We start from the raw sequence: 17680 nt of genomic DNA, 5'->3' as shown, positions 1-17680 counted from the left end.
AAAAAGGCCGGTTTAATATTTTTCCAATTAGCATTTGTGATTATGGTTCGTGGGACACGAACCGGGGAATTTTAATTAAATGATAAAGGCCGGATACACCGGCCTTTATCATTTTTCCTCCCCTTGCCCGTGTCCCCACGGGCAAGCATTGTATTTTAATGCAATACTAAAGTCTGTTTCCTGTCCGGCCCTACAGATAGGTATTTTACCGGTACCCCAAGCTCAGCTTCGAGGAAATCAATGTATGATTGCAGTTTAACAGGGATCTCAGACAGTTCGGTAATACCGGTTAAATCTTCGTTCCAGCCATCAATTTCCTTATATACCGGTTCCGGTTTTACCGAGCAGATATCATAAGGCATATAATCAATCTGCTCACCTAAATAGTTATAATGAGTAGCAGCATAAATTTTCTCAAAACCGCTTAAAACATCGGCCTTGGTCATTACCAATTGGGTAACGCCATTAAGCATAATGGCATATTTTAAAGCCGGCAGGTCAATCCAGCCGGTGCGGCGGGGCCTGCCTGTAGTAGCACCAAACTCGTGACCAACCTTGCGTAGTTCTTCGCCTGTTTCATTTTCCAGTTCGGTTGGGAACGGGCCACCACCAACACGGGTGCAGTATGCTTTAAAAATGCCTATTACATCACCAATTTGCTGCGGGGCAATACCTAAACCAGTACAAGCGCCTGCAGCGGTAGTATTTGATGAGGTAACAAACGGATATGAACCAAAGTCGATATCGAGCATAGCACCCTGGGCACCTTCGGCCAAAACTTTTTTGCCTTCCTTAATATAGTTATTAACCAAATGCTCAGAATCAACCAGCGGGAACTGGCGTAAAACGTCAAGCGCTTCAAAAAACAAAGCTTCACGCTCTGAAAAATCTGCCACCTCGCCATAAAGCTGCTGTAGCATAGATACGTGTTTATCAACCAGTTTCTGATAACGTTCTTTAAAATCGGGCAGGGTAATATCACCAATACGTAAACCGTTACGACCAGTTTTATCCATATACGTTGGACCAATACCTTTTAATGTTGAACCAATTTTGCCTTCACCCATCTTTTTCTCGTTAGCGGCATCAAGCAACTGGTGGGTTGGCAGTATCAGGTGTGCTTTTTTAGCAATTAAAAGATTCTTTTTAGCTAACAGGTCATGCCCGGCATCTTTTAATTTATCCAGTTCTTTCTTCAGGGTGATAGGATCAATCACCACACCATTACCGATAAGGTTGATGGTGTTTTCAAAAAATATACCTGAAGGAATGGTGTTTAAAACAAACTTTTTACCGTCGAACTCCAAAGTGTGACCAGCATTTGGTCCACCCTGGAAACGTGCAATCAGGTCATAACCTGCACTAAGCACATCAACAATTTTTCCTTTTCCTTCATCGCCCCACTGGAGGCCTAATAATACGTCAACAGCCATTAATTTTTATTTTGTATATATGTATTGAATGTTTTTAAAATGTCTTTTTTAATCTTGCTCCACTTTACATTTCTGAAACTATGCGGGTCGGCATCTAAATCAGCTTCAACAAAGTAAGTGATGGATTTTAGGATCATCATTGTTGAATTATTAGGATATCGCTTTTGATAAAATGAAAACATCTCATCAAAGGTGAAAACGTTTAATAATTCATGAAGATCCCAAAAATCTTTTTTTGCTCCCCGGCCAGCTATCGCATTTAGTTTCAGCGCAATAATTTCCTCCAAAGATGCAAATCTTATATCTTCAATTATATTATTGGCAAAAGTGAACTTTTCAAACGTATGTACAAAATCTACTTTTACGTTATTTATATAAGTGAAGTATAAGCGGGAGCCTTTTTTTTCTTTAGCAGTAAATTGGGAATAGTTTTCAGATAGTGTATTGGCGATTAGATCACTATCAAATGGTTCATCGGTAAACAAATCAAGGTCTATAGAAGTACGATGACCTAAAAGTAAAGATAATGCTGTACCCCCAACCAGTCTGAATTGCTTCAGTTCCGGCAGAGCCATTAACTCGGTCAGTAAACCCAAAGTTGAGGGTTCAACTGTTTCTTTATAAAGCATTTAAAGTCGTTAGGTTCAAGATTAAAAATCGCGCAGCAAAAATAAATCTCTTTATCGCCAATCCATTTGGCATTGACTATTTCTTTCCGGATTTTTTTATCTCCATAAAATTTTCTCATTTCAATAAAGTCATCAAATGAGCCACGATCAACAACCTTTTCAATAACATAGCGCGCATGTTTCTGATAGTCGATACTATCCATATCAACATCCCAAAATGCCTGCTTGCTTAAAATAGGTTTGTCCATGATTTTATACTCTTCTATCGCAATGCCCCTCTCTTAATTTGGTACAATTACCATAAAGATTTAAAGAGTGGTGTTTGATGTCAAATTTCAATATATCGCCCATCATACTCTGGATCTGCTGAATGCGTGGATCACAAAACTCAACTACCTTGCCGCAGTCGATACAGATGATGTGGTCATGCTGCTTGTAGCCGTATGATTTTTCGAACTGGGCCATATTTTTGCCAAACTGGTGTTTGGTAACCAAATCGCACGAAACCAATAGTTCGAGCGTGTTGTAAACGGTTGCACGGCTTACACGATATTTTTTATTTTTCATGTGGATGTACAACGACTCCACATCAAAGTGATCTGTACGGGAATATATCTCTTCGAGTATAGCAAAACGTTCAGGGGTTTTCCTGAGGTTTTTATTTTCGAGGTAAGCCTCAAAAATTTTTTTAACCATTGGTATGGTATCCTGCTGTGACATAATGATGTATTAACGGGGGCAAAGTTATTAATAAATTATGGAAAAGAATCAGGAAGTCAAGAACCAGGAATCAAGAGATCAGAAATCAAGACCAGAAAAATTGATCTGCCCTGTTCTTTGATTCTTAAGCTCATTTCTTGTCTCTTGATTCTTGACTTCTTGCTTCTATTTTCACGACGCTTTCTCAATAGCCGAATCAAAACGGTTAACCGCGGTTACGCCTTTTACTTGTTTTAGGTTTTTAATCAGGGTGTCGAGGTGGCTGGTATCATTAACATACAACATCAGCGACCCTTCAAATATACCATTATCGCTATCAACTGTAATAGACCTGATATTTATTTTAAAATCATTTGAAATTACAGTGGTGAGCTTGTTGATCAACCCAACCTCATCGATACCGGTAATGCGCAGGCCGGTAAGGAAAGCAAGCTCCTGCTGATTTGTCCAGCGGGCTTTTACTATCCTGTAACCATAGTTGGCCATTAATTTAGCCGCATTAGGGCAATTGGTACGGTGGATCTTGATCCCATCGCTCACGGTAACAAAGCCAAAAACATCATCGCCGGGAATAGGGTTACAACAATTGGCCAGCTTATAATCAATCTTTTGCATATCCTCCCCAATGAGCAGGATATCACTGTCTTTGGCCTTGATATTTTTAATGAGGTTTTGAACCTGCTCCTGGTCTATTTTATCCTGTGGCTTATTGTCAATTACTTTTTCGGATGCCTGGTACTCTTTCAGGTCCTTCATGTCAATTATGCCTTTGGCGACATTGTAAAAAAGGTCCTGGGTGGCCTGCAGTTTAAAAAAGTAGCTGATCTTTTGCAGATTTTCGGAGTTGTAGGTGATCTTAAGCGATTTCATTTTACGCTCCAGGATCTCTTTGCCATCCTCGGCAATCTTGCGTTTCTCTTCTTTTAAAGCCGACTTGATTTTAGCCTTAGCCTTGGCAGTAACTACAAAATTAAGCCAGTCTTCCTTAGGGGTTTGTTTGCCCGAGGTAATGATCTCTACCTGGTCGCCGTTTTGGAGCTTATAGCTTAGTGGCACCAGCTTGTGGTTTACCTTGGCGCCGATACAGCTTGCGCCTACATCGGTATGGATCTCGAAGGCGAAGTCGAGCGCTGTAGCATTCAACGGCAATTGGATGAGCGCGCCTTTAGGGGTAAAAATGAAGATCTCATCACTAAAGAGGTTCATCTTAAAATCGTCGATGAAATCGAGCGCGTTGGTATCCGGGTTTTTGAGCATCTCGCGTACCTTGTGCACCCATTGGTCAAGGCCGCTGTCTGTACTGGCCTCTTTATATTTCCAGTGTGCGGCAAACCCCTTCTCGGCAATTTCGTTCATGCGTTTGGTACGGATCTGTACTTCAACCCACTGCCCCCGCGGGCCCATTACGGTGGTATGCAACGATTCATAACCATTGGCCTTGGGTGATGAGATCCAGTCGCGCAACCTGTCGGGGTTGGGACGGTATTTGTCGGTTACTATGGAGTAAGCTTTCCAGCAGTCGGCCTTTTCAGTTTCAGGGGAGCTATCCAATATAATCCGGATAGCGAAAAGATCATATACCTCTTCAAAGGGTATCGACTTCTTTTTCATCTTATTCCAGATGGAATGGATAGATTTGGGCCTGCCAAATGTATCAGCCTCAAGCCCCTGGCTTTGTAACGATTTATTGATAGGCTCGATAAAATCGCGGATGAAACGCTCACGTTCGGCCTTCTTTTCGTTCAGCTTATTTTTGATGAACTGGTAAGTTTCACGCTCCATGTATTTCATGGAAAGGTCTTCCAGTTCAGATTTTATGGCGTACAAACCCAGGCGGTGTGCAAGGGGCGCATACAGGTAAACCGTTTCTGACGATAGTTTAAGCTGCTTGTCCCTGGGCATAAACTCCATGGTACGCATGTTATGCAGCCTGTCGGCCAGCTTAATCAGTATCACCCTTACATCATCGGCAAGGGTAAGCAGCATTTTACGGAAGTTTTCGGCCTGCAATGAGCTGTTGGTATCAAATACGCCTGATATTTTGGTAAGGCCATCAATAATTTTGGCCACCTTTTTACCAAACTCCATCTCAATTTCATCAAGCGTCATGTTGGTATCTTCAACCACATCATGCAGCAGGGCACACACTATTGAGGTAGTGCCCAGGCCAATTTCTTCGGCAGCAATCTGGGCAACGGCAATAGGATGGTATATATAGGGTTCGCCGCTTTTACGGCGCATATCCTTATGGCTTTCAAGGGCCATATCAAATGCCTTGCGTATCATACGCTTATCGCCCTTTTGCAGGGTTGATTTACAGGCACGCAACAGGGCACGGTATCTTTTTAGTATCTCGTTCTTCTCGGCTTCCAGGTCAATCACTAAATCTTTCATGTACGGGGTATTAGTGGTATTTAATCTTAAACATGCAGCAAATAAATATTATTGCAGGTATTAGTAAAATACCAAAAAAAATTACATTATTTTTGTATTAAGTAAAAATATGAAATTTATTGGTTTTACGTTGCTGTTATGTTGCTTAATGGGTACTGCAAAGGCCCAAACAGCTACGCCTGCTCCTGTAATGCTTGGCAAAAATGATACCATCAAAACGGCCATGACCAACCTTGACGGCGAGCTTGTGCCATGGATAGTTGAGCCAGAGGTTAAAATTGTAGATACCCGTATTTTTGCAAGCGAAGCCGACAGGCTAAACTACCGTCGTTTGCGTTATAATGTAATGAAAGTACTGCCTTACGCACGTTTTGCAGGGCAAAGGTACCGCCAGTTACAGCGCGACCTGGCTGTTACTGCCGACAGGAAAAAACAAAAAGAATTAGTAAGCACCTGTGAGGGTGAAATAAAAAACCTGTTCAATAAAGAAATCAAAAACCTGACAATTAGTCAGGGAGAGGTTTTAATTAAGCTTATTGACCGCGAAACCGGGCAAACCAGCTTTGCTATGGTTAAAGAATTAAAAGGCGGCTTTAAGGCTTTCATGTTCCAGTCGGTAGCCAGCATATTCGGTCATAATCTCAAAGAAACCTACGACCCTGAAGAACAGAAGGATATCGAGGCTATATTAAACCAGGCCGGGTATAATTCATACAGCAATTAGTTTAATGGATAACAAAAGTATTTACCGGTTTAACATTACAACGTTAAACGGTGAAGAGATCAGTCTTTCAAAATATAAAAACAAAGTTCTTTTAATTGTAAACACGGCATCACAATGCGGCTTTACGCCTCAGCTAAAAGAACTTGCAGCTTTAAAAGCCGGGCTTGCCGGCAAGGACTTTGAAATCCTTGCATTCCCTTCAAATGATTTTGGCGGCCAGGAGCCTTTAGATGGCGAGGCTATTGCTGTTTTTTGTGAAAACTACGGGGCCAACTATCCCATATTTGAAAAAATAAGGGTACGCGGCCCATACGCCAATCCTTTGTATCAATTTTTTGCCGATAAAAAGGAGAATGGAAATATTCGGTCGGTTCCCCGCTGGAATTTTCACAAATTTTTGATTGATAGGAATGGGCATGTGGTTGATTTTTACTACCCTTTTACCAAACCCAACTCATCAAAGATCAGGCGAAAGATTGACCGCCTGCTGACAGCGGCAACTAACCAATGAATTACTTTTGCGCATGCTTAAATTAGATATCTTAGTTTTATCGGTACATCCTGATGATGCTGAATTAGGTTGTTCAGGTACAATTTCAAAACATATTGCCCTTGGCTATAAAGTTGGCATTGTTGACCTTACCCGCGGCGAGCTGGGTACCCGCGGCTCGGCCGAGATCCGTAAACAGGAAGCCGCTGCCGCTGCCGAAATATTAGGTTTAGCCGTACGTGAAAACCTTGGCCTGCCCGATGCCTTTTTTGAAAACACGCGCGGGCACCAGGTAAAAGTTATTGAAGCTATCCGCAAATTTCGCCCTTCCATTGTAATAACCAATGCTTACCATGACCGTCATCCTGACCACGGCCGGGCAAATGAACTTGTTGAAGCCTCGGCATTTTTAGCGGGCCTTCGCAAAATAGAAACATTTGATAGCAATGGCATACCACAGGAAGCATGGCGGCCAGACATGGTGCTTCATTTTATACAGGATAATTATATAACCCCTGATATATTAATTGATGTAACCGAACACTGGGATAAGAAGATAGAGAGTATTTATGCTTACGGGTCGCAGTTTTATAATCCAAGCTGGGAAGGTGAACCCCAAACCTATATTTCAACTCCCGATTTTATTGAAATAGTTACAGGCCGCGCACGCGAGTTTGGCAAAAGCATCCAGGTAAAGTATGCAGAGGGCTTCACCAGTAGAAAAATTTTAGGAGTAGATAATTTATTTAACCTTAAATAATAATTATACTTAACTATAAGTTATATATAATTAAATTTATCCTAAATAAAGAAGGAGCCTGATTTTCAGGCTCCTTCTTTATTTAAGCAAGTATGATGATACTTATGCTTTAATATATTCAAAGCGATTATTTTCATTGCTTCGCTCTCTTCTAAGCTTATTTTCATTAGCTAATTTTAAGAGGATACCTGAAAGTTCGGATGTTTTAAAGTCAGAGTCATACTGCTCTTTACAGTAATTGGCAATTGATGAAATAGAACGCTGAGTATCAAAAAAATCTGTATTTAACAGTTGATTAAGTATTTTGGTTGCACCAGGCTTTTTACGTCCTGAAACACCTCCGCCTTCTTCCTCAATGCGCAATTTCCTTACTTTTTTACCAAACATTTCAACACCCTCGGCATCTACTTTCTCCGATTCGATCATAACTTCCAGTAAACGGTCAATTATTCGAACCTGCACGGCTTCAGATTTGAATGAGTTTACAACCTCGGCTACTTCAACCAGTTGTTTCTTTAATTTCTCTATGTGTTTGCTCATGGTGCTTGAAATAGAACTAAGTTACTTTAATAGGGTTGCAACAAATCTAATCGGAATAATAACAAAAAATATAGCGTATTTTGGAAAAAAAGTAGCGTATATTAATATCTTTCCATTTTTGAAAATAATAGATGTCGATTTTACCTTATTAAATATTAGTTAATTTCATCCGTTTCATGAGCGGATTTAGCTGTAGCCGGGATTAATTTTCTTTATTTCCTGTGTTATAAAGTGACCGAAAGCTGTTCAAGCATATCAAGGCCTATATCAATGTGGCTTTTTTCAATGATCAGCGCAGGGCGGAAACGCACGCTCCTTTCGCCGCAGCCAAGGTACATAATATTATTATCAAAACCTTTTTTAATAAAGCTGTCCCTTATTGCTTTGTCCGGGAAATCAAAGGCAGTAAGCAATCCTTTCCCCCGCACATTACTGATAACAGGGTGCTGTTCGGCAATTTCACTTAAGCCGTTTTGCAGGTATTCTCCCATCGCTGCTGCGTTATCGCAAAGGTTATCCTCCTCAATAATCTCCATTATTTTTGACGAGCGCACCATATCAACCAAACTGCCCCCCCAGGTTGAGTTTATGCGCGATGATACTTTAAACACGTTATCTTCAACCTCATCAATGCGCCTGCCGGCCAATATCCCGCAAACCTGCATCTTTTTACCAAAGGCAAGAATATCCGGGCGTGCCTTTTCACCAAAGTGTTCATGGCACCAGAATTTGCCTGTTAAACCCACTCCGGTCTGTACCTCATCATATACCAGCAATGCTTCGTACTCATTAGCAAGCTCACGCAGCTTCTCTAAAAACTCTTTGCGTACATGGTTATCGCCGCCTTCTGATTGTACAGGCTCAATTATTATAGCACATATATCATCCTTATTATCTTCAAATGCTTTCCTGATCTGTGCCACCGAGAGTTGCTCCCTCCTTAGCAGGTCTTCATGGTTGGCATCGCTGTAAGGGAAATTCATATAAGGTACAGATACCCGCGGCCAGTCAAACTTGGCAAACCACTTGGTTTTATTAGGCAAGGTATTGGTAAGGCTCAGCGTATAACCTGAGCGACCGTGAAAAGCATGTTCAAAGTGCAACACCTTAAAGCCTTTTTCTTTGGTATATCCCCTGGCAAAATTTTTCTGCACCTTCCAGTCCATTGCTACTTTCAGGGCGTTTTCAATAGCCAGCGCGCCACCTGCAATAAAAAAAGCATGCGGCAAATATTCAGGGATCCCTATCCTGTCAAATGTTTCAACAAACTGGGCGTATTGCGTAGTGTATATATCCGAATTTGAAGGATTGGTTAAAGCCGCAAGCATGAGGTTTTTCTTAAACTCTTCATCATTCAGCATTTTGGGATGGTTATAGCCCAAAGGTACCGAAGCAAAGCAGGTAAAAAAGTCAAGCAGCGTGCGGTTATATTTTGCATCATAAATATAAACACCCTTACTTTTTTCCATATCAAAAGTGAGGTCGAATCCATCGGCCAGTACATGCTTTTGAAGCGATGCCTGGACATCCTGCGGAGAAACAAGTAGGTTGTACATATTAATTTGGTTTATTACAAATTTAGTAAAAACCGCCTAAAATCAAAATTTAGGCGGTTTTTGAACCGATTGACAAAAAAGTAACTTTAAATTGTTTAAAGTTACTTTTTGTACCAAACTCAAAACCGGTACACCTGTTTTTATGAAAATATTTATAAAAAAAGACAGACGAAAACTACTTTACCACCCGACAATAATTAAACACGATACTGTATCCGCTTAAATCAAACCCGGGGGATCACCTTTAAAAGATCATACCTTTGAATAAATGGGAGTGAAAAATTTTTACACGAATTGATTTTCAAATCGGCCACAATTAATCAAATTATACGAATTTTTTATTGATGTTGATTTGAAATTCGTGTAATTCGATTAATTCGGAAAAATTTGTGTGAAAATTTCTTATCCATCCTCCTCTGATAGTTAAACACTTTTTAAAAACGATTTCTCATAAATTGCGCAGCCCGATCTCAACAGATATTTTCTTTTTAATTAATTTGACATGGGTTGATTATTTTAATATTAAATTAGTAGCAGATACCACCAAAGAGGAGTATATAACCATGGGAGAAGAGCCATTATCTGCCAGTCACTCAAAACCGGTCCAAAAAGTAACATTTAACCATAATGCCGACTGGGATTTACTTGAAGACCTGCCCGTTGCAGTTTATACCTGCGATAAAGAGGGCTATATAACCTCATTTAACAAAGCAGCAGTAACGCTTTGGGGCAAAACGCCTGAAGTTAATAAAGACAAGTGGTATATAAACTGGGAGATATTTACCTCCGACGGGATACTGCTGACTCCTGATGAAACACCAACGGGTAAAGTGTTAAAATATGGCAAAGCTATAAAGCAGCAGGAAATACTTATTAAACGTCCCAATGGAAGTAAAAGCTATATATTATCTAATCCTAAGCCCCGTTTTAATGAAAATGGCGAACTGGCAGGCGCCGCCAATACCCTGATAGATATTACTGAACAAAAAAATGCCGAATCAAAGCAAGGGATGCTGGCATCTATCATTGAATCATCAGAAGATGCCATTGTAAGTAAAAACCTTGATGGTGTAATTACCAGCTGGAACGGCGCAGCCCAACGTTTATTTGGTTATACCGAAGATGAGATCATCGGTAAACACATCACGGTTTTGATACCGGAAGACCGCTATGATGAAGAAGAAATGATCATTAATAAAATACGGGCCAACGAACGGATAGAACATTTTGAAACCATACGTAAAACAAAAAGCGGCGAAGAAATACAAATTTCACTTACCATATCACCCATAAGAAACAGGGCTAATAAGGTAATCGGGGCTTCAAAAATAATACGTGACATAGGCAGGCAAAAAAAAGCCGAAGACAGGTTGCAGCAGTATGCCGAACGCCTGGAGATCTTAAACTCCATAGGGCAGGTTATTTCGGCCGAACTGGATATTCAAAGCATCCTGCAAAAAGTTACTGATGCCACCACCCAACTGTGTGGTGCGCAGTTTGGTGCATTTTTCCATAACCAAGTTAACGAGCAGGGCGAATCATACATGCTGTTCACTCTTTCGGGGGCGCCGCGCGAGGCATTTGAAAAATTTGGTATGCCACGCAATACGGCAGTTTTTCACCCCACTTTCAGCGGTGAGGGAACGGTACGGGTTGATGATATTACCAAAGACCCGCGTTACGGAAAAAATGCACCACATTTTGGCCAGCCTAAAGGGCACCTGCCGGTAGTAAGCTACCTGGCGGTTCCGGTAAGGGGCAAATCGGGCGAGGTGATTGGGGGGTTATTTTTTGGACATGAACAACCGGCCAGGTTTACCAGGGAACACGAGCAACTTGTTTTGGCTGTTGCGGCCCAGGCGGCGGTAGCACTTGATAATGCCAAACTTTACGAAAACATTAAAGAGCTTAATGAAAAAAAGGATGAGTTTATAGGACTTGCAAGCCATGAGCTCAAAACACCGGTCACCAGTTTAAAGGGGTACCTGCAAATCATTGCCCGTAACCTTGCCCCGGATGATAAAAGTAAAGTACTGGCCAACAGGGCATTGGAACAGGTAGGCAAATTAACCACCCTGATATCAGATTTGCTTGATGTCACCAAAATCCAGACCGGTAAACTGCCTTTTACTTATGCCAATTTTGATGTGATCAAACTGCTTACCGAATTGAGGGAGATCCTGCAACAAACCGATCCCTCCCATCAGCTCCTTTTAAATTTACCTGCCGGGGAATTAATGATCCACGCCGATAGCCAGCGTATTGAGCAGGTTGTCATTAACCTGGTAACCAATGCCGTTAAATATTCGCCAAAGGCAGATAAGGTGATCATCGGGGCCGTTGTTATCAACAATAAATTCAGGGTGTCGGTACAGGATTTTGGCATCGGGATCCAGCCCGATCAGCTGGAACGTGTTTTTTCGCGCTTTTATCGCGTTGAGAACCTTGCCTCTCACATGTCGGGATTAGGGATAGGCCTGTACATTTGCCAGGAAATAGTTAACCGTCACCAGGGCAGGCTTTGGGTTGAAAGCACTTACGGCGAAGGGTCAACCTTCCATTTTGAAATCCCAATAAACATATACACGAATGCTTAGCATATTATTAAGCAATTAAAACGAATTATTGGGGTTCGCGAAAATTCGAACTCATTCGTGCAATTAGTGTTGATTAATTAGTGTTATTTAAATTTTTCCTTCATTCCCAACAACCCCCAAATACCACCGCTATGAATAGCCAGGATTTTGCTCCCGGGCTTAAAATCTCCTTTATTTATCAAATCATATAAGGCATACATCATTTTACCGGTATATACAGGCTCTATCAATATGCCTGTCGCGGCTACAAATTGCTTAATAAAGCTAATAAGCTCGTCATTGGCCTTGCCGTAGCCGCCAAAGTGATAATCGGTATGTATCTTATAATCTGCCGGGGCAGTTAAAAACCGGTCTATTTCCTCCTTAATAAAACCTCCGTTTTTAAACACCGGCACCGCGCTGAATTTTGTTTTAAGCTGATGATCGCTTAAACCGTTAATGATGCCTGCTGCTGTTGTACCGGTACCGCAGGCACAAAAAATATGATCATAGCTTTCTGTTAACTCGTTAACCAGCTCGCTGCAACCTTTTGCCCCTTCGGCAGATGCGCCCCCTTCATCAATAAAAAAAGCCTGGTCATCATTACCAAAATACTCATTGAACAGGGTGGATTTATCACGATAGCTGTTGCGATCCGTAAATTGGAGGTTCATACCATGCAGGCGGCATAAAAACAGGGTGTCGTTATCAACCTCCTCGCCGCGTACAATACCTGTGGCTTTAAAGCCAAACTTCGCCGCTGCAGCAGCCGTAGCCATCAGGTGGTTGGAGTAAGCGCCGCCAAAAGTTACAAGGTGTGTTTTTTGTGCAGATTGGGCCTGTTTAAGCACGTATTTAAGCTTGCGCCACTTATTGCCCGATATCATGGGATGGATGAGGTCATCGCGCTTGATGAAAACTTTTACGCCGCGAGCATCAAACATGGGGTTGCTGATTTGCTGTACCGGGCTAAAAATTTCAAGATCGATGTTCATAAAATAATACAGCGTTAATGCTATTGCAATATTACGTTTAACCTACCATAAAAAACGATTACTTTTGCGCCTCAAATGGCACACGAACCCGAACTTATAGAGCAGGAAGAACAGGACTTGTATGAGCACTTACGCGTAGTGGTTGACAAGGGCCAGTCGCTTTTGCGGATTGATAAATTTTTGATGCACCGCGTGGAGAACGCTTCGCGCAACCGCATTCAAAATGCCATTGAGCTGGGCAACGTGCTGGTGAACGATAAACCCATTAAATCAAGCTATAAGGTAAAGCCGCTCGATGTAATTTCGGTAGTATTGCCCCATCCACCGCGTGACACTGAGGTTTATCCAGAAGACATCCCCATCAATATTATTTATGAAGATGATGATGTATTGGTTGTTGACAAGGAAGCAGGTATGGTGGTACACCCCGGCTATAACAATTACACGGGCACACTGGTAAATGCGCTGGTATACCACTTTCAGCAATTGCCGACATTGCCGGGCAACGACGGCAGGCCGGGTTTGGTGCACCGTATTGATAAAGACACTTCGGGACTGCTGCTCATCAGCAAAAATGAGCGTGCTATGAACTGGCTGGCTAAGCAGTTTTTTGAGCATACCATCACCCGTAAATATATAGCACTTGCCTGGGGCGATTTACCTGAAGACGGCACCGTGACCGGCTATATCGGCCGCAGTGTGGCCGATAGAAGGGTAATGTCGATATATGATGATCCTGAAAAAGGAAAATGGTCGGTAACGCATTATAAAGTATTGGAGCGGATGGGTTATGTTACCCTGATCGAGTGCCAGCTGGAAACCGGCCGCACCCACCAGATCAGGGCGCACATGAAGCATATTGGTCATCCTTTGTTTAGTGATGCTACTTATGGAGGCGATAAAATTTTGAAGGGCACCATGTTCAGCAAGTACAAGCAGTTTGTTGAAAATTGTTTTGAGCTGATGCCGCGACAGGCCCTGCACGCACAAACACTGGGCTTTTTACATCCCACGTTAAAAAAGCAGGTACATTTTGAATCGCCCCTGCCGGCCGATTTTGAAGCGGTACTTGCAAAATGGCGAAAGTACAGTGATACAGATACGAAATAACAGACGTTAGATAGAAGAGCAGCAATACCCGGTAATTATTAACAACACGATCAAATTATAATATCTATCTGTCCCATGATGCCCGTATTCATCAATTTTAACGGCGAATATCTCCCTCAAAACACACCATTGCTTACCATTGGCAACAGGGGGTTCAAATATGGCGACGGCCTGTTTGAAAGCATGCGGCTTATGAAGGGAAAACTGAAGTTTGCCGAACTCCATGCCGACCGGCTTCAGCGGGGCATGAAAGCCCTTAAAATTGACGGCTATTCGCAAATGGATACCTGGTTTTTGAACGATATAGTTAATGAACTTGCCCGCCGAAATAAAGTAAAACACGGCAGGCTGCGCTTAACCGTTTACCGTGATGCCGAAGGGTTATATACCCCTACCCAAAATAAAATGGGTTATTGCCTGGAACTAACACCATCAGAAGAGCCCCGGTATTTTTTGAATGAGAAAGGCCTGATCATGGATGTGTTTACGGAATTGCCCAAACCCTCCAATTATCTATCCAATATTAAAACCTGTAACTCGCTCATATATGTAATGGCGGGCTTGTACAAAACACAAAACAAGCTGGATGATGTATTTTTGCTGAACCAAAGCGGTAACCTGTGCGAAGCCAGCAGCTCCAATATTTTCATCAATTATCAAAACCATTTATACACCCCTGCGCTAAGTGAAGGTTGTGTTGAAGGCATAATGCGCCAGGTAGTAATCAAACTGGCAAAGGAAAATAATATTGATATAACGGAAGCCCAGATCAACCCCGACATTTTGTACGAGGCCGATGAGGTATTTTTAACCAATGCTACCCGCGGTATCCAAACCGTTATGGGCTTTGGGGTAAGGCGCTACTTTAACCAGTACAGCAAAGTATTGATGGATGAGTTGAATAAGCTGTAGCCAAACATATTTTAATAAAAGATGTCATTTCGACGAATCGGCGGTGGGCTAAGCGTTGGAAGTGAGGAGAAATCTTCTACGTCAAGCATGATCGAAACGCATGGCGTATAAGATCGTATGCATGAATTAGTTAAAGAAGAGTTCTTGAAAAAAAGGTTGTAGATTAAAGTGAAAACTAAGAACAAACACTTTAAATCAAGAACTCATGAAACAAGTTACACAATTAGATTTTAGCGGACAAAAGATTTTTGCAGGCATAGATGTTCATAAAAAGTCATGGAAGGTGAATATCCGGAGTGAGCAGATGGAACTGAAGACGTTTTCGCAAAATCCATCGGCAGAAGAATTAAGTGCTTACCTGAAGCGCAATTACCCTTTAGCGGATTATCATGTTGTTTACGAGGCAGGCTTTTGTGGTTTCTTCCATCAGCGGAAATTTAACGAGGCGGGGATTAACTGCATCGTGGTTAACCCGGCTGATGTTCCGACTACAGGCAAGGAAAAGCAACGCAAATCAGACCTTGTAGATTGCCGGAAATTGGGTCAGGCCTTGAGTAAAGGTCAGCTCACTGGTATTTTTATTCCCGGCATTGAACAACAGGATGACAGGGATATCATCCGCACTTATAATCAGATGGTAAAAGACCAGACGCGTTATAAAAACAGGATCCGGGGATGGCTTAACTTCCAGGGGATAACATTCGGTGAATCAGAGAGCCGGTATTGGTCTAATGTTTTTACCCGTTGGCTTAAAGAACTGTCACTGAATCCATCGGCGAGGACAGCACTTGACCTGAAGCTACAGGGCTACCAGCAGGCCCGGGATATGGTGCTGGCTGCAACCAGGCAAGTTCGCATCCTGTCCAAACAGGAACGGTATAAGAAAAGAATAACCCTGATCCGGACAATTCCAGGCGTGGGTGAGATCACCGCTTTATGGTTTGTAACAGAGGTGGGAGATGTTAACCGGTTTAAATCACTTGACGCTTTATGCGATTATGTTGGCCTTGTGCCAAATACTCACAGTACCGGGGACAAGGAAAAAGTATCAGGCCTGACCAGAAGGGCCAATCACCAGCTCAGGGAAAAACTTATTGAAGCCAGTTGGACAGCTATACGTACCGATCCGGCTATGACAATGGCATTTAACGATTATTGCAAGCGGATGAAAAAGAATAATGCCATCATCAGGATAGCTAAAAAAATCCTCAACCGGATCCGTTATGTGATGAAGAACGAGGCTCCGTATGTAATAGCTGTAGTGCAATAATATAGAACTAATAATGCAGGATAAAACAATCTGTTTTGTTATCTGATGATAAACCGGAATGAGAAATCCGCAGCCCTTTTGAGGTGTCTGCTTGTATAAGACTACGGTTATCATTTTATCTAATAATTTAAACGCGATGCTGCGGCCCGTTATGGTGTCCGCTTATAGGAGATTGATTGTTGTTTATCGATGCATTAACATCACTAAAAGTCGGTGAAGGTTTTCTTAGCCATGGGCGAAAAAGATAGACAATAAAAAAGTCTCCTGTTACAGAGACTTCTTTTATCTAATTCGGCGGATCATATTGCTGGCAGGTTGCTCCTCAGCAGAGCCTGTTTCCTCTTCTGATCTGCAAAGGAAAGTTAAGAAAACATGGCAACGCTTTGCTTAATTATTTATAAATTATAACTTTATAAAAAATCTATTAACCCAATTCTGGAATATCAGCCTTGCTTTAGATTATTTTCATCATAGGAGATTTCTCTTTCGCCCCAGCGCTCAATCTCTAACCCATGCTCTATCGAAATGACACTTGATTAAGAGGAGATTTAGAGGGGGCTTATTTCCTGCACTTTAATGGCCTCCAATATTCCATCCCAAAGCGCAATACGTGCCTGTAACGCTTCTTTAACAGCCGTAGTAGCCTCTGCCCATTTGCTGTCATCCCCGCCGCAAAGTTCGGCGGTCATTTGGTAGGCCAGTTGGGAGTGATGGTCGCCGTCAACTTCAATATGGCGCTCAAGGTAGTAGAGCAGGATATCAACCTTGCCCGGTAACTGCTGGCTCAGCCCTTTTACTATGCTCACAAACATATCCGGGATCAGGTCTTCGCGCCCAAAGGTGAATACTGCAGCTTGCAGATAATCTTTATTGGTATCGATAACATCAAAGGTATGCTGTACAAAGTTACGGGCAGGAACAGGAATATTAGCGATGATCAGCGCTTCATCAATATGCTTACCGAAATTGAGTTCATTAAACAGGTTATTGATGCCTTCCGCGGTACTGCCCGCCTGTTGCATAGCACGCAGATAAAGTTCAAAATGACTTGCACGATTGCCCTGCTCGTCGATATCGCTTTCTTCGCCGGCAACAATTTCATTAATAAGATAACGGGTATTGGCATTCCCGGTTGGCATCCATGGGGTAACAGTGCAGGTAAGCTTTTGCTGCAAAGCTTTTAACAGCGACATAAAATCCCAAACGGCAAACACATGATGCTCCATAAAAACGGTAAGCTCATCAAGCGATGTAATATTTTTATAAAGCTCATGATTAATAAGCTGGTCGCGTAAAGGCTGGATCTCGTTTTTTAACTGTGCAATGCGGTTGCCGTAATTTGCCATGTATCAAAAATTTATATGGGTTGCAAAAATAGCAAACAAGGTGATTGTTAATGAAGTGATTGTTTTTTTTGACGGGATGGTGATAGGAGTTAAAACGATTTTAGAAGAATGACGTTTAAAACGACACAATGTCAATTACGAATTGAAAATAGAACCTCCGCCACGTCATCGCGAGTATCCATCAGGAATCCCTGAAAAAAAATGTAATGACGTACAAGCTATACT

The 17680-nt window shown here is 42.0% G+C and carries 16 protein-coding genes; 7 read left to right on the top strand and 9 right to left on the bottom strand.

The genetic code is table 11. The features are described 5' to 3' along the window. Positions 1-155 precede the first annotated feature (155 nt). The 5 genes from SNE26_RS01080 to SNE26_RS01060 all read right to left on the bottom strand — a co-directional run bounded on the left by SNE26_RS01080 (position 156) and on the right by SNE26_RS01060 (position 5176). A complete protein-coding gene (locus tag SNE26_RS01080) occupies positions 156-1433 on the bottom strand; it encodes an adenylosuccinate synthase (RefSeq protein WP_321557550.1) in 1278 nt (425 codons plus the stop codon). After that, positions 1433-2062 carry a nucleotidyl transferase AbiEii/AbiGii toxin family protein gene (locus tag SNE26_RS01075; RefSeq protein ID WP_321557549.1) on the bottom strand — a complete coding sequence of 210 codons (630 nt, stop codon included), beginning with the start codon at positions 2060-2062 and terminating at the stop codon, positions 1433-1435. Before SNE26_RS01075 ends, SNE26_RS01080 begins: the two co-directional genes overlap by 1 nt. Beyond that, entirely contained in the window at positions 2017-2310 is a 294-nt protein-coding gene (locus tag SNE26_RS01070; protein ID WP_321557548.1) for a hypothetical protein, read from the bottom strand. Before SNE26_RS01070 ends, SNE26_RS01075 begins: the two co-directional genes overlap by 46 nt. 4 nt (positions 2311-2314) lie before the next feature. Continuing rightward, the gene (locus SNE26_RS01065; RefSeq protein WP_121231377.1) at positions 2315-2782 is read right to left on the bottom strand and encodes a transcriptional repressor; all 468 of its coding nucleotides are present in this window, start codon (positions 2780-2782) and stop codon (positions 2315-2317) included. Positions 2783-2953: 171 nt separating this feature from the next. Continuing rightward, positions 2954-5176, bottom strand: coding sequence for a bifunctional (p)ppGpp synthetase/guanosine-3',5'-bis(diphosphate) 3'-pyrophosphohydrolase (locus SNE26_RS01060; RefSeq protein ID WP_321557547.1), 2223 nt, complete (start codon positions 5174-5176; stop codon positions 2954-2956). 109 nt (positions 5177-5285) lie between these two features. Between SNE26_RS01060 and SNE26_RS01055 the strand changes: the two genes are divergently transcribed. From SNE26_RS01055 to bshB1, 3 genes are read left to right on the top strand one after another with little or no spacing between them, the layout of a single operon-like run. Beyond that, positions 5286-5900: a DUF4294 domain-containing protein gene (locus tag SNE26_RS01055; protein ID WP_321557546.1), complete on the top strand. Its 615-nt coding sequence runs from the start codon at positions 5286-5288 to the stop codon at positions 5898-5900. A 4-nt stretch (positions 5901-5904) separates the two neighbouring features. Beyond that, on the top strand, positions 5905-6411 hold the full coding sequence (locus SNE26_RS01050) for a glutathione peroxidase (protein ID WP_321557545.1): 507 nt from the start codon (positions 5905-5907) through the stop codon (positions 6409-6411). A 13-nt stretch (positions 6412-6424) separates the two neighbouring features. Beyond that, complete coding sequence (gene bshB1, locus SNE26_RS01045; RefSeq protein WP_321557544.1) at positions 6425-7150, top strand: bacillithiol biosynthesis deacetylase BshB1; 726 nt, start codon at positions 6425-6427, stop codon at positions 7148-7150. 102 nt (positions 7151-7252) lie between these two features. Here bshB1 and SNE26_RS01040 read toward each other — a convergent pair whose 3' ends face one another. Both SNE26_RS01040 and lat read right to left on the bottom strand, forming a co-directional pair. Then, positions 7253-7690, bottom strand: coding sequence for a hypothetical protein (locus tag SNE26_RS01040; RefSeq protein ID WP_321557543.1), 438 nt, complete (start codon positions 7688-7690; stop codon positions 7253-7255). 224 nt (positions 7691-7914) lie between these two features. Then, a complete protein-coding gene (lat, locus tag SNE26_RS01035) occupies positions 7915-9246 on the bottom strand; it encodes an L-lysine 6-transaminase (RefSeq protein WP_321557542.1) in 1332 nt (443 codons plus the stop codon). 497 nt (positions 9247-9743) lie between these two features. On the opposite strand from lat, the gene SNE26_RS01030 reads away from it, so the two are divergent. Beyond that, a complete protein-coding gene (locus tag SNE26_RS01030) occupies positions 9744-11843 on the top strand; it encodes a PAS domain S-box protein (RefSeq protein WP_321557541.1) in 2100 nt (699 codons plus the stop codon). Positions 11844-11926: 83 nt separating this feature from the next. On the opposite strand, the gene SNE26_RS01025 is transcribed toward SNE26_RS01030, so the two are convergent. After that, positions 11927-12817 (bottom strand): pyridoxal-phosphate dependent enzyme, encoded by an 891-nt coding sequence (locus tag SNE26_RS01025; protein WP_321557540.1) that lies wholly within the window; start codon positions 12815-12817, stop codon positions 11927-11929. A gap of 75 nt (positions 12818-12892) precedes the next feature. On the opposite strand from SNE26_RS01025, the gene SNE26_RS01020 reads away from it, so the two are divergent. From SNE26_RS01020 to SNE26_RS01010, 3 genes are all read left to right on the top strand, one after another. Continuing rightward, on the top strand, positions 12893-13927 hold the full coding sequence (locus SNE26_RS01020) for an RluA family pseudouridine synthase (protein ID WP_321557539.1): 1035 nt from the start codon (positions 12893-12895) through the stop codon (positions 13925-13927). A 75-nt stretch (positions 13928-14002) separates the two neighbouring features. Next, the gene (locus tag SNE26_RS01015; protein WP_321557538.1) at positions 14003-14839 is read left to right on the top strand and encodes an aminotransferase class IV; all 837 of its coding nucleotides are present in this window, start codon (positions 14003-14005) and stop codon (positions 14837-14839) included. Between the two features lie 205 nt (positions 14840-15044). After that, positions 15045-16109 (top strand): IS110 family transposase, encoded by a 1065-nt coding sequence (locus tag SNE26_RS01010; protein ID WP_321555889.1) that lies wholly within the window; start codon positions 15045-15047, stop codon positions 16107-16109. Positions 16110-16657: 548 nt separating this feature from the next. Here SNE26_RS01010 and SNE26_RS01005 read toward each other — a convergent pair. Further along, the gene (locus SNE26_RS01005) at positions 16658-17455 is read right to left on the bottom strand and encodes a DUF3050 domain-containing protein (RefSeq protein ID WP_321557537.1); all 798 of its coding nucleotides are present in this window, start codon (positions 17453-17455) and stop codon (positions 16658-16660) included. Between the last annotated feature and the right edge of the window lie 225 nt (positions 17456-17680).

This window comes from Mucilaginibacter sp. cycad4, from assembly GCF_034263275.1.
In the GTDB taxonomy this organism is placed as follows: Bacteria; Bacteroidota; Bacteroidia; order Sphingobacteriales; family Sphingobacteriaceae; genus Mucilaginibacter.
Note: the sequence above shows the minus strand (reverse complement) of the source record. Positions and strands in the feature narration are given on the sequence as shown.

Bases quoted from the DNA above. Each gene is read 5' to 3' on its own strand.
- SNE26_RS01070 (WP_321557548.1), bottom strand. From the start codon at position 2,310: ATGGACAAACCTATTTTAAGCAAGCAGGCATTTTGGGATGTTGATATG.
- bshB1 (WP_321557544.1), top strand. From the start codon at position 6,425: ATGCTTAAATTAGATATCTTAGTTTTATCGGTACATCCTGATGATGCT.
- SNE26_RS01010 (WP_321555889.1), top strand. From the start codon at position 15,045: ATGAAACAAGTTACACAATTAGATTTTAGCGGACAAAAGATTTTTGCA.
- SNE26_RS01055 (WP_321557546.1), top strand. From the start codon at position 5,286: ATGAAATTTATTGGTTTTACGTTGCTGTTATGTTGCTTAATGGGTACT.
- SNE26_RS01015 (WP_321557538.1), top strand. From the start codon at position 14,003: ATGATGCCCGTATTCATCAATTTTAACGGCGAATATCTCCCTCAAAAC.
- SNE26_RS01075 (WP_321557549.1), bottom strand. From the start codon at position 2,062: ATGCTTTATAAAGAAACAGTTGAACCCTCAACTTTGGGTTTACTGACC.
- SNE26_RS01065 (WP_121231377.1), bottom strand. From the start codon at position 2,782: ATGTCACAGCAGGATACCATACCAATGGTTAAAAAAATTTTTGAGGCT.
- SNE26_RS01040 (WP_321557543.1), bottom strand. From the start codon at position 7,690: ATGAGCAAACACATAGAGAAATTAAAGAAACAACTGGTTGAAGTAGCC.
- SNE26_RS01005 (WP_321557537.1), bottom strand. From the start codon at position 17,455: ATGGCAAATTACGGCAACCGCATTGCACAGTTAAAAAACGAGATCCAG.
- SNE26_RS01060 (WP_321557547.1), bottom strand. From the start codon at position 5,176: ATGAAAGATTTAGTGATTGACCTGGAAGCCGAGAAGAACGAGATACTA.
- SNE26_RS01080 (WP_321557550.1), bottom strand. From the start codon at position 1,433: ATGGCTGTTGACGTATTATTAGGCCTCCAGTGGGGCGATGAAGGAAAA.
- lat (WP_321557542.1), bottom strand. From the start codon at position 9,246: ATGTACAACCTACTTGTTTCTCCGCAGGATGTCCAGGCATCGCTTCAA.
- SNE26_RS01050 (WP_321557545.1), top strand. From the start codon at position 5,905: ATGGATAACAAAAGTATTTACCGGTTTAACATTACAACGTTAAACGGT.
- SNE26_RS01025 (WP_321557540.1), bottom strand. From the start codon at position 12,817: ATGAACATCGATCTTGAAATTTTTAGCCCGGTACAGCAAATCAGCAAC.
- SNE26_RS01020 (WP_321557539.1), top strand. From the start codon at position 12,893: ATGGCACACGAACCCGAACTTATAGAGCAGGAAGAACAGGACTTGTAT.